Annotated in this window: 11 protein-coding genes; 3 read left to right on the forward strand and 8 right to left on the reverse strand. The window is 55.0% G+C overall.

Going from position 1 to position 14,152, the window contains the following annotated elements; translation table 11 throughout:
- Nucleotides 1-59: 59 nt before the first annotated feature.
- Nucleotides 60-1,412 carry a glutathione-disulfide reductase gene (gorA, locus tag B4923_RS15110; protein ID WP_109055199.1) on the forward strand — a complete coding sequence of 451 codons (1,353 nt, stop codon included), beginning with the start codon at nucleotides 60-62 and terminating at the stop codon, nucleotides 1,410-1,412.
- Nucleotides 1,413-1,521: 109 nt separating this feature from the next.
- Here the strand turns inward: gorA and B4923_RS15115 are convergent, their stop codons facing one another.
- From B4923_RS15115 to B4923_RS15150, 8 genes are all read right to left on the reverse strand, one after another.
- Nucleotides 1,522-2,832, reverse strand: coding sequence for a type II toxin-antitoxin system HipA family toxin (locus B4923_RS15115; protein WP_342752539.1), 1,311 nt, complete (start codon nucleotides 2,830-2,832; stop codon nucleotides 1,522-1,524).
- Complete coding sequence (locus B4923_RS15120) at nucleotides 2,832-3,173, reverse strand: helix-turn-helix transcriptional regulator (RefSeq protein WP_211313964.1); 342 nt, start codon at nucleotides 3,171-3,173, stop codon at nucleotides 2,832-2,834. Before B4923_RS15120 ends, B4923_RS15115 begins: the two co-directional genes overlap by 1 nt.
- Nucleotides 3,174-3,483: 310 nt before the next feature.
- Nucleotides 3,484-4,620 carry an alkylhydroperoxidase domain protein gene (locus B4923_RS15125; RefSeq protein WP_109055201.1) on the reverse strand — a complete coding sequence of 379 codons (1,137 nt, stop codon included), beginning with the start codon at nucleotides 4,618-4,620 and terminating at the stop codon, nucleotides 3,484-3,486.
- The gene (locus B4923_RS15130; RefSeq protein ID WP_109055202.1) at nucleotides 4,617-5,648 is read right to left on the reverse strand and encodes a putative FMN-dependent luciferase-like monooxygenase; all 1,032 of its coding nucleotides are present in this window, start codon (nucleotides 5,646-5,648) and stop codon (nucleotides 4,617-4,619) included. The genes B4923_RS15125 and B4923_RS15130 overlap by 4 nt, the downstream gene beginning before the upstream one ends.
- A 27-nt stretch (nucleotides 5,649-5,675) precedes the next feature.
- Nucleotides 5,676-7,313: a dipeptide ABC transporter ATP-binding protein gene (locus B4923_RS15135; protein ID WP_109055203.1), complete on the reverse strand. Its 1,638-nt coding sequence runs from the start codon at nucleotides 7,311-7,313 to the stop codon at nucleotides 5,676-5,678.
- A complete protein-coding gene (locus B4923_RS15140) occupies nucleotides 7,310-8,170 on the reverse strand; it encodes an ABC transporter permease (protein ID WP_109055204.1) in 861 nt (286 codons plus the stop codon). Before B4923_RS15140 ends, B4923_RS15135 begins: the two co-directional genes overlap by 4 nt.
- Entirely contained in the window at nucleotides 8,167-9,114 is a 948-nt protein-coding gene (locus B4923_RS15145) for an ABC transporter permease (RefSeq protein ID WP_109055205.1), read from the reverse strand. Before B4923_RS15145 ends, B4923_RS15140 begins: the two co-directional genes overlap by 4 nt.
- A gap of 25 nt (nucleotides 9,115-9,139) precedes the next feature.
- The gene (locus B4923_RS15150; protein WP_425428634.1) at nucleotides 9,140-10,783 is read right to left on the reverse strand and encodes a TIGR04028 family ABC transporter substrate-binding protein; all 1,644 of its coding nucleotides are present in this window, start codon (nucleotides 10,781-10,783) and stop codon (nucleotides 9,140-9,142) included.
- Between the two features lie 356 nt (nucleotides 10,784-11,139).
- On the opposite strand from B4923_RS15150, the gene B4923_RS15155 reads away from it, so the two are divergent.
- Both B4923_RS15155 and ggt read left to right on the forward strand, forming a co-directional pair.
- Nucleotides 11,140-12,051 carry an EamA family transporter gene (locus B4923_RS15155; RefSeq protein ID WP_109055207.1) on the forward strand — a complete coding sequence of 304 codons (912 nt, stop codon included), beginning with the start codon at nucleotides 11,140-11,142 and terminating at the stop codon, nucleotides 12,049-12,051.
- 166 nt (nucleotides 12,052-12,217) lie between these two features.
- On the forward strand, nucleotides 12,218-13,981 hold the full coding sequence (gene ggt / locus B4923_RS15160) for a gamma-glutamyltransferase (protein ID WP_109055208.1): 1,764 nt from the start codon (nucleotides 12,218-12,220) through the stop codon (nucleotides 13,979-13,981).
- Nucleotides 13,982-14,152: the final 171 nt, after the last annotated feature.

The raw sequence follows: 14,152 nt of genomic DNA on the forward strand, positions 1-14,152 counted from the left end.
CGCAGGGCTCTGGCGTTACACTCTAGGCAAATTTTACTCACTTAAGCATGGATACTCTGATGACCAAACACTATGACTACCTTGCTATTGGCGGCGGTAGTGGCGGTATCGCTTCGATTAACCGTGCGGCGATGTATGGGCAAAAATGTGCGTTGATCGAAGCAAAACAGCTGGGCGGTACCTGCGTCAATGTCGGCTGTGTGCCGAAAAAAGTGATGTGGCATGCGGCGCAGATCGCCGAAGCGATCCATCAGTACGGACCTGATTACGGGTTTGATACCACGGTTAATCAGTTCAACTGGGGAACGTTGGTGAAAAACCGTAGCGCGTATATTGATCGTATCCACCAGTCTTACGACAACGTGTTGGGTAAAAACAAGGTCGATGTCATTCAGGGTTTTGCCCGTTTTGTTGACGCCCATACCGTGGAAGTGAACGGTGAGAAAATCACGGCCGACCATATTTTGATCGCGACCGGCGGTCGTCCGACGCATCCGGATATTCCGGGCGTGGAGTATGGCATCGATTCCGACGGCTTCTTTGCGCTGGACGCATTACCGAAGCGTACTGCCGTGGTTGGCGCCGGCTACATCGCCGTCGAAATTGCCGGGGTGCTGAATGCGCTGGGTTCAGAAACGCATCTGTTCGTGCGTAAACACGCGCCGCTGCGCAGCTTTGATCCGCTGATTGTCGATACGCTGGTAGAAGTGATGAACACCGAAGGACCGGCGCTGCATACCGAATCCATTCCCAAAGTGGTAGTAAAAAATGCCGATGGCAGCCTGACGCTACAGTTGGAAAACGGGCAGTCACACACGGTTGACTGCCTGATTTGGGCGATTGGCCGTGAACCGGCAACGGATAACCTGAACCTTGGCGTGACCGGGGTTGAGCTGAACGACAAAGGCTATATCAAGGTTGATAAATTCCAGAACACCAACGTACCGGGTATTTATGCGGTGGGTGATAATACTGGCGCGGTTGAGTTAACGCCGGTTGCTGTCGCGGCGGGGCGTCGTTTGTCCGAGCGTCTGTTCAACAACAAACCGGACGAGCATCTGGATTACAACAACATTCCGACCGTGGTGTTCAGCCACCCGCCGATTGGTACTGTCGGACTGACCGAACCCCAGGCGCGTGAACAGTATGGCGACGAGCAGGTAAAAGTGTATAAATCGGCTTTTACGGCCATGTATACCGCTGTCACCCAGCATCGCCAGCCGTGCCGCATGAAGCTGGTCTGTGTCGGCAAGGACGAGAAGATCGTGGGTATCCACGGTATTGGCTTCGGCATGGATGAAATGCTGCAAGGCTTTGCGGTGGCGGTAAAAATGGGCGCGACCAAAAAAGACTTCGACAATACCGTCGCCATTCATCCGACGGCATCGGAAGAGTTTGTGACGATGCGTTGATGCTTTCCGCTTAAGGGGTTTCTTGATCGGGAATCGGTTGAGAAACCTCTTGATAATGGCTTGAGGATTCACTCACCGCCGCTTCGTCAGTCGCTTGCTTCGTTTCAGGCTATAGCGACAATCTGAGGTTTGATTCAATTTCCGCTATCAACGTCTCTGGTACATGCTGTTCCGTCGCCAGTTTTCGCCATTGCGCGACATGGCTGATGGTTTCATCAATCATGCGGTTGATTTTGTCATGGGTAAAGCGCGGGCTGAGTCTTGCAAGCGAATAGAAGTCATCGCGGGAAAAGTTATCGCGTTTGCCATTGAGACTCATCCAATGACGGTTGACCCATTTGCTTTCTGGTTTGTAGCTGTAAGCGATATCGTAGGCGGGCGCCAGAGCCCAGGTGTTCTCATTCAAAAGAAACGCAAAGTTTTTAGCATGGTCATCATGATTTCTGGCGACGATATTAAATACCATGCGCTTAAACAATTGTTCTGCGGCGGCGGCAGGAAGGCGGAGTTGTCTGGCTACCCCAAATAATTCCGCGTAGGAAAAAGAGCCCGGTTGCTTATAACTCACATGCGCCATCCCATTCAGGGTTTGCATATGAATTTTCTGATTGCCAGCCCGGTCAAATCGTCGGGTGATGAAATGGCGGCGATCGCCTTCATTGAGTAGTTTACAGGGCATCATTTCTATACCACAGGATTTAGCCATCAGGTGGTAAACGTATTCCATGGCGCCATAGCCGAGCGGGTCCCCGAATGTTTCCTTATTTTTATTGTGTTCGCTTACGCCATCAAATTTCATAAGGTAATGGGTAAACCCTGGGGGAACGTTGGCCTGACCGGAACGAACCTGAGTAAAATCATCATTAAATGCCAGAACTGCTTTGGCGCGCGCGCCGCCTGCGCTCATGCCCACGGATAACAGCGTCATCATGGCTTCGCGATCTTCCTGGCCCGCTTTATTTAACTCAACTGCAAAGTTTGCCCGGCTATCCAGAATTTCCTGAGCAATATTGACTAACGATGCAATTTCTACCTGTTGTGAAGCATTCAGGCTTTTCAGCCTGGTGGCCGGCGTGTATTCAAGCGCGCCCATCCCTCTCTTACCGGTGTACTGCAATCTTTGCAGGGGCGTAATGTCGCCTGGCTGTTTACCTTTGCTTGCCACCCACGCGTTTAGCACGGCATTGCCGAAGTCATCCGGCAGGGAATCCGCAATTAATCCCGGTAACCCTTTGAAGGTTGCGAAATCAAGCTCGGGGAACGCGTATATCCGGTTTTCCAGCGGCATCTTAAGCGGTGAGAGTTCGATGCCTTGCCTGATAAATGACGAGCTATATTCGAATGCGCCTATCCCGGTATCCGTATTAAAACTGACGGCGCCCACTTCACTGTTTTTGTAATTGACGTTGATAACTTCCATTACCATTCCAGTACGTCCTCATTACTTTTGTTATCTTTGGTTTTTCTCTGACCGGATGCCCTTTGCCGCTGCTTACCTTGCAGTCTGGCAAGCTGGATGGGAGAAATATCCTGCGGAGGCAGAAACTTATCTAACTGTTCTGTCAGGTTAAGCGCGGCCATGATAGCGATCAACGCTTCCAGTTGGACTTTACCCTTTTCCGCGTTGAGTACCGCTTTTCTTGATAACCCGGCGAGATCCGCGACCTCTGACTGGGTTAAGTTACTGTTGAGACGAGCTTGTTTTAACCGCTCTCCAAGCTCTTCTGCAATGGCCGCCGGTGATTTATTAGTAATGCTCATAATGTTCCTTTTAGGGGACACAAACCGCAAAACTGTGGCTTTAGATTACAATAATAGCACATTATGATTTTTTGTTTCGAAGTAGACTTTAAGATTCCTATTGTGGAACATTAAACCAAAAATAGGGTTTTAATGTTCCAGATAGGGAATCTTATCATGTTATGAGTTCGTTTTTTACGTCGCGGTGCGATGATTAAATGGCGGGGGCAGAACGGCTGGCGTGGTTTTTCTGGCTTGCGCCGCTTGTCTGGCGATGTTTCGACGATAATATTTGCCCGTTTGCACCGGCGGCAAACGGGCAGAAACAAGATTAGCGCTCCGGCCAGAAAGGTTCGCCCAGCGTTAGCATCAGTCGGTTGGCCCAGGAGAAGAAGGCGGCCGACTGCACCAGATCAACAATTTCCAGCGTATCCAACCCTTGCTCCCGTAAACGGGACAGATCGTTGCTATTGACCTGTGCGGGCGTAACGGAAAGACGGGCGGCAAAATCAATGATGGCCTGCCAGCGCGGGCTTTGGCCGATGCTCAAATCACCGCCGGGTGCGACGTCCAGTAATCGTTGCACGTCATCATCCTGCCTGGAGAGCTGGCTGGCCTTGCGGGCATGCACCGATGCGCAATAGATGCAGCCGTTAACCTTGCTGGTGATGGCGGCGACCAATTCTCGTTCCTTACGCGGCAATCCGCCCGAAGTGTAAAAGATCCCCTTATCCGTCAGCGTGCGCTGTTCCAGCACCGGGAAATTGCGTCCCAGCAGGCGGAAATAGTCAGAATCGGTATGGCCGAAACGCGCCAGAATCGCTTGTTCATCGTTGCTGAACGCGGCCAGCGACTTGGGCTGAATCCACGGTTCCCAGTCCAGTTCTGCCTGGGTGAACGCCTGCGGCGCTCGTTTCCCGCTTTGGGTATTGGCATGGGTATGCCAGCGACCCGCCACCGCAGCCTGAGAGTGCGGCTGACTGACCCGATGTCCCGCAATCAGGCGATAGCCGCGCAGCAATCGACTTTGAAAACTGATAAAGGCCACCAGCTGTGAAAGGGTGACAATGTCATCCACCGACCAGCCTGCCTGTTGCAACGCCTGTAGGTGCCCGGCATCGGCACTGACCGGGTTTTTGGTCAGCCGTTCAGTATGCTCCAGCGCCAGCTGTAACGTCGGCGTCAGTTCTGGCGCCGGGAAATCGGCAAGCCTGTCGGAATAGAAGCGTTGCAAAACGTCATCCTGATGCCAGCCGCTGATCTTTTCTGCCAGCAATAAACGTAGTGATAACGAAAGCGCCGTTTCCTCTTCTGAGACAGCAGAAAACAGGGCATCATAGCTTCCCTGCGTGTGGCGTGTCGCCGCTTCACGGGTTTTTCTGGCGTTCGCCAGTTCTGAATCAGCGGGGATTTCAGCCAGTACGTTCAATACGTCATGGGAATGGATGTTGTGGGATGGGGTTGTCATACAATCTCCTGCACCGGATTTTTCTGTTTGACGGCGGGCTTCCAGCCCAAAGCGGGAGCCACCTGGGTGGCGATTAATTCAAGCGATCGAAGGATCAGCGCATGCGGCGGATCGATAGAATGCACCTGGAATGCCAGATCGGTCACGCGAGCCAGCGAGCTGTCCGCCTGTAGCGACGCGATGACATCCTGTGCCGTACCAACATGGCTATCGAATGACGCGATCAGCGATTCAACCGAGTCACTGCGTATGGGGCGGAAGGCGCCCAGACGAGCGGCGGAACGCTGAAGACCTTTCTCCGCCAAATCCAGCGCCAGCTGGCGATCGTCTGCCACAAATACGCTGCGGGAGCCGAGAATACGCGGCGTGACCCCTGCGGGCAGGGCATCCAGATAGACATCGATCATCTGATTCTGTAGATCGGCCAGTGTGGCGTCGGGGAAATTTTCCGGCCTGGGCTGGGTACGCGACAACATCAGTCCATCGCCCGCTTTACCCGCCCGTTCAGCGCCTTCTACGGAAAAAGTGGCCTGCCAGACGCGTTTATTCAGATGAGGGGCCGCGGGGTAAAGTTGATTACCGTCCTCGCTCAGCGCATCGCCTTGCCAGGCGGCGCGTAACTGGGCCAGATGACGCCCCAGGATATGTCCTCGTTGTGCGCTGTCATGACCGAATGCGGCAAAGGACGACGGCGTGCCGCCGGAACCAACGCCGACTTCCAGTCTGCCGTTGCTGAGCAGGTCGAGTACGGCGGTGTCTTCCGCTACCCGTAGCGGCTGTTCCATGGGAAGCGTGATAACCCCCGTGCCCAGCCGGATACGCTGAGTGCGGGCCGCCACCTGCGCCAGAAAAACCAGCGGCGACGGCAAGCCGCCTTCATCCGCATGAAAGTGGTGCTGAGCAACCCAGGCGCTGTCGAACCCCAGTTGCTCCGCTTTGATAATTTGCTCGGTGGCTAACCGATAGCGCTGCTGGGCGGAGACATCATCCAGCAAGCGGGTGAAAAACCCGAGACGTTTACTTGTCATTCTGAAAATCCTTCTTTTGTATGGCGATCAGACGAAAGCCGGGTGTTGCCGCCCGGGGATTGCGTCGATTAATTCGCGGGTGTAGCGATTTGCTGGCTGGGCAAAGATCTGCTCTACCGGACCTGATTCCACCTGCTTGCCGCGGTACAACACGGAAACGGTGTCGGCGATCTGACGTACCACCGCCAGATCGTGCGAGATAAACAGATAGGTCAGGCCCAGCGAACGCTGTAGCTCGCTCAGCAAACGCAGAATCTGAGCCTGCACGGTGACATCCAATGCGGATACCGCTTCGTCCAGCACCAGCACCTGCGGTTCCAGCACCAGCGCTCTGGCAATGGCGACGCGTTGACGTTGACCGCCGGAAAGCTCGCGCGGTTTACGCGCCAGCAGCGAGGCAGGCAGGGCGACGCGCTCGAACATTTCATGAACCTTGTGTTCGCGCTGTGCCGGCGTATGGCGTTTAAAGTTGCGTAACGGCTCCTCAACGATGTCATACAGCCGTTGAGACGGATCGAGCGAGCCAAACGGGTTCTGATAAACCAACTGGATCTTTTGCCGGAACTGACGCAGGGCTTCTCCCTTCAGGCGGGTGATATCCGTACCATCAATCAGAATTCGTCCTGCGCTGGGATGCTGAAACCCCAGCAGGCTGCGAGCCGTGGTGGTTTTGCCTGATCCTGATTCACCCACGATGGCATGCGTACTGCCCCGTGCGACGTTAAAAGAAACGTTATCGACGGCGCGGAAGCGTTCGTTTTTACCCGTCAGCGTAAATTCCTGTACCAGATTTTCCACGGAAACAATGGTATCGGTTGACGGCGGTAGCGGAGGGCGTTTGACCGGGTTCAGCGAGGGAACGTTCGCCAGCAGGGTTTGCGCATAGTGGCTGGCGGGGGCTTTCAGGACGTCGTTCGTCGGCCCTTGTTCCTGAATATAGCCGTTTTGAAACACCAGAAGCCGATCGGCCCGTTCCGCTGCGACGCCCAGATCGTGGGTGACGAACAGGACTGCGGTGCCGTTTTCGTGTCGCAGTTCGTCCAGCAGATCGAGAATACGTTTTTGTACCGTGACATCGAGCGCGCTGGTTGGCTCATCAGCGATAATCAGCGCCGGTTTCAGGGCAATCGCCATGGCGATAAGCACCCGCTGCTTCATACCTCCGGAAAGTTCATGCGGATACTGGCGTGCCCGCAGTTCCGGTTGGTGCAGGCCAACTCGCTCCAGCAAGGTCAGCGTTTTCTGGCGGGTGGCATGGCGATCTTCCCGCTGGTGAATGCGCAGAATTTCATCGACCTGCTCACCAATGGTTTTTACCGGATTCAGTGAACTGGTGGGATCTTGTGGAATCAGGCTGATATGGGCGCCACGCAGGTTATCAAGCCGCTTTTGCGGCCAGTGGGTGATATCGGTGCCGTTAAGCCGGATAGTGCCTCGCGTCAGGCGGCCATTTTCCGCCAGCAAACCGATAACGGCCTGAGCCGTGGTGGTTTTACCGGAGCCTGACTCTCCCACCAGCGCGACGACTTCACCGGGGTAAATCTGAAAGGAAACTCCTTCCACCACGGTTTGTTCCCGGCCGTCACTGCGGTAGGCGATAGTCACCTTGTCCAGAGCCAGCACGGGCACGCTGGCGCTGCTTTGCAACCGGAGAGCAAGGCTCATCGTTCCGTCCTCCCGATGGATTGGCTGATGCGGTTGGCGGATAACACCACCAGTACCACGACCAGCCCCGGGAACGTGGTCAGCCACCAGGCGGTTGCGATGTAATTGCGGCCTTCTGCGATCAGCAAGCCCCACTCCGGCGTTGGCGGCGGCGCGCCGTAACCCAGAAAACTCAGGGTAGAGATCGCCAGAATGGCGCTGCCGAATTGCAACGCGGCGAACGCAAATACGGTGGTCAACGAATTTGGCAGAATGTGTCGCCACAGTACGCTGAAGAACGTGCCGCCGCTGCCATAAGCCGCCTCGACATAATCGCTGTAGCGCACGCGCAGCACTTCTGAACGAACCAGACGGGCAAAGTTGGTCACCGACGTTACCCCGACGGCGATGGCGGCATTAACCGTTCCAAACCCGAGCAGGATAATGACGCTCAGCGCCAGCAACAAGCCGGGGATCGAGAGCAGTACGTCAATAAAACGCATCACTATCGTATCCAGCCAGCCGTCAACGGCTCCCGCCAGCAGACCAAGAAAACTACCGAGAACCAGACCCAGCGCCACGGCGATAAACGCGCCGGAGAGGGAGTGCACTGCGCCGTAAACGATACGGGCGTAAAGGTCGCGTCCGAGCTGGTCGGTGCCCAGCCAGTATTCGCCGCCGGGCGCCAGACGTTGTGCGCCCGGCGTGCCTGCGGTTGGGCTGTAGGCGGTAAACAAACCGGGAAACAGCGCCCAGAGCGTGACCGTCAGGATCACCAGCCAGGCGAGAATCAGCCCTGGCCGGACAGCGAAACGGCGCAGGCGGGGGCGTTTGCGTAATAGCGGAAAAGAAATTTTTTCCAGTTGCGCAATAGTCATAATGTGGTTCCTGTCGTCGTTTTCTTCAGGCGCGGATCGAGTAAGGGATAAAGCAGGTCAACAACCAGATTGACCACCACGAAGGCGATGGCGGAGATAATCACGATGGCCTGTAACACGCTGCTGTCCTGATTGTTCACCGCGTCCTGCGTCAGTTGCCCGAGCCCGCTGCGGCCAAATACGGTTTCGGTAATCAGCGCGCCCGCGATTAATTCCCCCAGCAGCAAACCGGCGATAGTGAGCGTGGGCAGCATCGCGTTGCGGGCGATATGTCGCCACAGCACGCCGCGACGGCTGGCGCCCTTGGCGCGCGCCACGGCGACGAAAGGCTGAGTCTGAACCTGATCGATACTGCGCATCAGCACCTGTGCCAGCGGCGCGGAAATCGGTAGCGCCAGCGTGAGGACAGGTAAAATCAATCCTTCCCATTCGCCGGGATTAATCACGGAAATTAAACCCAGCCGGAAAGAGAAAATCTGAATGAGTACGATGCCCAACCAGAAGGTGGGTACGGAGATAAACAGCGAAGGCAGCGACTGCAACGCGGTGCGCAACCAATGAAAGGGGGTCAGCGTCGATACGAACGCGATGGCGAACGCCAGAATCGCCGCAGCGCTGAAGCCCAGTACCGCCAGTAACAGCGTGGGGGGCAAATTGACCGCCAGCAGTTCGGTAACCGGTACGCCAGCCTGCAATGAAAGGCCGAAATCGCCATGTAAAACCCGGTCAATGGCGTGAAAATATTGGGTCAGCACCGGAATATCCGCGCCGTAGGCCAGACGTAACTGGGCTATCTGATCGGCGCTCAGGCCAAGCTCGGGGTTTTGAAACTTGATGAGAACGGCATCGCCCGGCATGGCCTGGAGCAGTATGAAAGATAAGGTAAATGCCGCCCAGAGCACAATCAGCGCCTGACCGATGCGTATTGCCAGATATCTGCTCATGATGCTCTCCTCATCGTCAGTCTGATTACTTATCTAACCAGGTGTTGTAAAAATTGGGGCGTCCTACGGCTTCAAAGGCGATGCCTTTGGTCGTTGAGGCGCCGGCAAAGACCTGCGGCTCTTCAAAAATGGGGATCACATACGCCTGGTCGATCAGGTAGTTCTGGACTTCGCCAACCAGCGCCAGCCGTTTGCTGCGATCGGTTTCGGTGGCGATGCCATCCAGCAGGGCGTTCAGGCGGGTATCCACAAAATCTTTGACCTTGTCGCTGGCGCCGCCTTTTTGCAGCAGGGCGTTACGCACCGTGGGGTAATACTGGCTTTTCAGTACATCAGGATCGGCGCGTCCTACCATGGCGGGAGCCACGGCGGTTTTGAGCGGGTCAAGGCTATCCACGGTTTTACTGCCGGCATCGCCCGCCAGGATATTCAGCTTCACGCCAACGTTGGCCCACTGTTGTGAGACGAGCTGCAACGTTTCTTTGTTCTGGGGTTGAGGCAGGGATTCATACGCCGTCAGTATCAGTGACTGGCCGTCTTTTTGCCGGATACCCTGAGCGCCCGTTTTCCAGCCTGCGTCATCCAGCAGACGAGAGGCCTGAGCCGGATCGAACGTCAGCTTCTCCGAGAGATCGACATATCCCGCCGCCGTTTTCGCCAGCGGTGAGGTCGCCTGCGGATAGTTGGCGGAAAATAGCGTATCGATGATCTCTTTGGTATTGGTGGCATGCAGCAGCGCCTTACGGACGCGAATGTCGGCCACCAGCGGATTATCCGGGCGGAAAACGATGCTGTTGTTTACGCCGCGCGTCGGCGGCGCGTAAATATTGAAGCCTTGATCCTGTACCCGCTTTTCATCGTATGCCTGTATCTGGCGAATAAAATCAGCCTGACCGGATACCAATGCACCGATACGCACGCTATCTTCCGGCGTGACCAGAAGGGTTATGCCATCCAGATAAGGCCGCCCCTGATGCTTCGATTTCACCGGCGCCCAGTTGTAATCCTGGCGGGCGGTCAGTTTCAGTTCACGTCCCACCTTTTCGCCGCTGACCACAAACGGACCGGAGCCGATGATGTTGCGGGCGTTGCCTAACTGGTTGAAATTCTGCGCCAGCGTGTTGAGGGAAACCAGACCGGAACCAATGGCCGAGGTTCCCTGTAGAAAGCCCGGCGACGGTTTCTTGAAGTAGAACTTCACCGTCAGGGGATCGATGACTTCGCTGCGCAGGTAGTTATTAATGACTTCGGAGACAGGCTGGTTGAGCGCCGGGTTGCCTAACCCGTAAGTATCGAAGTTTTTTGCGACGGCGTTGGCGTCCAGCGGCGTGCCATCCGAGAAGGTGACGCCAGGGCGGAGTTTAAACGTATATTCGGTGTTATCGGCGTTGACGCTCCAGGACTCGGCAATCCAGGGTTCGATCTCCAGCGTTTCTGGGTTTTGGTACGTCAGCTTGTCGGTTATTTGATTGAGAATACCGCCATTAGGATAAAACCCGCCTGCGGGCGTATAGAGATTGGTGTGGGGTTGTTGCTCCAGATAGAGCAGCGTGCCGCCGATTTTTGGCGTGTCGCTTGCCGCCTGTGAACCAAAGGTACTGCCCAGAAGTATCAGAGAGGCAAAAAGGCTCAGAGCCGGTTTCTGATGAGAATGAAAGTCGTTCTTCACGTTGTTTTCCATTTATTTATCATATAGATGAATGCATCGGCCACGCCATTGCCTGATGCGATATTGCTGGAGGATTTAACCGATATCCAAAGCCGATACTTCCATCGGTGATCAGAAACAGCAAAGAACAAAACCGGCATTTATTATCCAATTTTGTGTAGGAGAAGTGAGTGTTCTGTATTTGATGTGTTTAATTCATGTAACGTTTTAACTGTGAATGGAAACATGTGAACATGCAGAGGCGCTAACCGGCGGTATTGGTTTTAGCCTAAATTTTCCTGAACGGTTTGTATTCCCCGGTCACGCCGGGTTGTACAGTAGTAAGTCGTTGTCTGATACGGTGAGAGAGATTCCGGATGTCGATAAGAGATGGGTTGCTTGCGCTTTGTGTGGTGGTTTTATGGGGGGTAAATTTTGTGGTAATCAAAATTGGCCTGCATGATATGCCGCCTTTTTTACTGGCCGGACTACGCTTTTTGCTGGTGGCATTGCCGGCGATCTTTTTTATCCCCGCGCCGCGAATTCCTTTTCGTTGGCTGTTGGCGTATGGCATGACCATCAGTTTTGGTCAGTTTGGGTTTCTGTTTCTTGCGATTAAGCTGGGTATGCCGGCAGGTATCGCGTCGCTGGTGCTCCAGGCGCAGGCATTCTTTACCCTGCTGGTGGGGGCCGTGCTGCTGTCGGAAAAGCTTCGCTGGAATCACATCGTCGGTATCCTGGTGGCCGCGGTGGGGATGTTTGTGCTGGCGGAAGGGCGTACTGACGGGCAAATGGCTTCCGGCATGACGATCGCTACGCTGCTGCTCACGCTGGCCGCCGCGCTGTCATGGGCGTTCGGGAATATCAGCAATAAAATCATTATGAGTAGTTACCGCGGCGTCAACATTATGTCGCTGGTGGTGTGGAGCGCGCTGATCCCCATCGTGCCTTTCTTTGCGTGTTCCTGGCTGTTTGAAGGCCAGGATGCGATGGTCTCCAGTCTGGTGAATATCCAGCTTCCTACTATTCTGTCGCTGATCTATCTGGCTTTTTGCGCCACCATTATCGGCTTTGGCATCTGGGGGAATTTGCTGGCGCGCTATGAAACCTGGCGCGTTGCGCCGCTGTCGTTGCTGGTGCCGGTTACGGGGCTGATAAGCGCCGCTGTTTTCCTCAATGAAGCATTATCGGCGCTACAGATTGTCGGCGCATTGATGATTATGCTGGGGCTGGTAATCAATGTATTTGGCTCCCGTCTGCGGTCATTGATTCCGATCCGACAGGGATAACGGGCCATGTTGGTGGCCTGCACCTTGAAAACGAAGGGATTTTTTGCCTGCGTTTGTTAAGCGCCAACAGTGCGCGGCGATAAGTATATCGCCGGTCGGAAATAAATTGGTTTGGGCGTTGTGCAACAAGAAACAACACCGAATAAACAGGGTAAAAGGAGTCGCAATGGCATTGGGAAAATGGTTTTTGTCGCTGAGCGTGGCGGCGCTGCTGGTCAGTGGCGCGGTGCAGGCCGCATCTGCGCCTGCGGTAGAGGCGAAAAACGGCATGGTGGTCAGTTCGCAATATCTGGCCTCGCAGATAGGCGTCGATATCATGAAGATGGGGGGAAACGCGATTGATGCGGCGGTTGCTGTGGGATATGCACAAGCGGTGGTTAATCCCTGTTGCGGCAATATTGGCGGCGGCGGGTTTATGACCATTCATCTGGCCGACGGGAAAGACACCTTCATCAATTTCCGTGAAACGGCGCCCGCGGCGGCCAATGCAGACATGTATCTTGATGCGGCGGGCAATATAAAGAAAGAGGCCAGTCTGTATGGCTATCTGGCCGCTGGCGTACCCGGAACGGTATTAGGTCTGGATACGGTGCAGAAAAAATACGGCAAGCTGAGCCGCGAACAGGTAATGGCGCCGGCGATAAAACTGGCGCGATATGGTTTTGAGCTGACGCGGGCGGATACCGATATTCTGGATACGACCGTCAAACGTTTCAAAGACGATCCTGAAGCGGCTCGCATTTTCCTGCGTCCGGATGGCAGTCCGCTACAGCCAGGCGATAAACTGGTGCAGCTTGATTTGGCGAACACCTTGCAGGCCATTGCGGATAACGGTCCTGACGCCTTCTACAGAGGAAAAATCCCACAGGCGGTAGAGCAGGCGGCGCGTCAGGGCGGCGGCATTCTGACCGCAGCGGATTTTGCTGATTACCGCATTACTGAAACCGCGCCCGTCACCTGCGATTATCGCGGCTATAAGTTTGTTTCTTCCCCGCCCCCGAGTTCAGGCGGTGTGACGATGTGTGAAATTCTCAATATTGTGGAAGGCTACGATCTCAACGCGCTGGGATTCAATTCAGCCGCGTCGATACACGTCCTGAGCGAGGCCATGCGTCATGCCTATATGGATCGCAACACCTATCTGGGTGACCCGGATTTTGTCAGTAATCCGGTTGAACGTCTGCTCAGTAAAGATTACGCCGCCGAGATCCGCAAAAAAATAGAACCGCAAAACGCCACGCCGTCGCAGCAGGTTCAGCCTGGCATCGGGCCGCATGAGAAACCGGAAACCACGCACTACTCCATCGTGGATAATCAGGGAAATGCGGTCTCTACAACCTATACGGTCAACGGGCGTTTCGGGGCGGTGGTGATTGCGCCGGGGACCGGCTTTTTCCTCAACGATGAAATGGATGATTTCACCACCAAAGTGGGTGAGCAGAATCTGTACGGACTGGTGCAGGGGGAACGTAACGCCATTGCCCCCGGTAAGCGCCCACTATCATCCATGAGCCCGTCATTGGTCACGAAAGATGGAAAAATCTTTATGGTGCTGGGGTCTCCGGGCGGGTCGCGCATTATCACGATTACCTTGCAGACCGCGTTGAATATCATCGATCACGGTATGGCGCCCCAGGAAGCGGTGGACGCGCCACGTATTCACCATCAGTGGCTGCCGGATGAGGTGTATTACGAACAGCGCGGACTTTCCGCCGATACGCTGGCGCTCTTAAAGCAGCGTGGATATAAGATGGTGGAACAAACGCCCTGGGGCGCGGCAGAGTTGATCATGGTCGGGTTGCCGGGTGCGGCAGGTGTCATGCCCGCTAACTCCGGTAACGACTCTGCGGTTTCCGGCAAAGTACGCGAAGGCTACCTGTACGGCGCCAATGATATCCGACGTCCGGCTGGTGCGGCGATCGGTTATTGATATCCTTCGGGCCGACAGGGCGGTACCACCACATAAATGCGACATAGGATTAAGACGAAATCCGGTGGGTAGCGGCATAAAACAGCATGGAGGCGCAGATAAGCTGTCTTATACTAGCCGGGTTTCTTTCCGGCTTCTTTCATCTTGGTGTCAAAAGCGGGCAAGTACGGT

This window comes from Brenneria roseae subsp. americana (assembly GCF_003115815.1).
Classification (GTDB): Bacteria; Pseudomonadota; Gammaproteobacteria; order Enterobacterales; family Enterobacteriaceae; genus Brenneria; species Brenneria roseae.

Excerpts from the sequence above, each read along its gene's own strand:
- ggt (WP_109055208.1), top strand. The coding sequence starts at position 12,218 with ATGGCATTGGGAAAATGGTTTTTGTCGCTGAGCGTGGCGGCGCTGCTG.
- B4923_RS15155 (WP_109055207.1), top strand. The coding sequence starts at position 11,140 with ATGTCGATAAGAGATGGGTTGCTTGCGCTTTGTGTGGTGGTTTTATGG.
- B4923_RS15140 (WP_109055204.1), bottom strand. The coding sequence starts at position 8,170 with ATGACTATTGCGCAACTGGAAAAAATTTCTTTTCCGCTATTACGCAAA.
- B4923_RS15125 (WP_109055201.1), bottom strand. The coding sequence starts at position 4,620 with ATGACAACCCCATCCCACAACATCCATTCCCATGACGTATTGAACGTA.
- B4923_RS15115 (WP_342752539.1), bottom strand. The coding sequence starts at position 2,832 with ATGGAAGTTATCAACGTCAATTACAAAAACAGTGAAGTGGGCGCCGTC.
- B4923_RS15120 (WP_211313964.1), bottom strand. The coding sequence starts at position 3,173 with ATGAGCATTACTAATAAATCACCGGCGGCCATTGCAGAAGAGCTTGGA.
- B4923_RS15135 (WP_109055203.1), bottom strand. The coding sequence starts at position 7,313 with ATGAGCCTTGCTCTCCGGTTGCAAAGCAGCGCCAGCGTGCCCGTGCTG.
- B4923_RS15145 (WP_109055205.1), bottom strand. The coding sequence starts at position 9,114 with ATGAGCAGATATCTGGCAATACGCATCGGTCAGGCGCTGATTGTGCTC.
- gorA (WP_109055199.1), top strand. The coding sequence starts at position 60 with ATGACCAAACACTATGACTACCTTGCTATTGGCGGCGGTAGTGGCGGT.
- B4923_RS15130 (WP_109055202.1), bottom strand. The coding sequence starts at position 5,648 with ATGACAAGTAAACGTCTCGGGTTTTTCACCCGCTTGCTGGATGATGTC.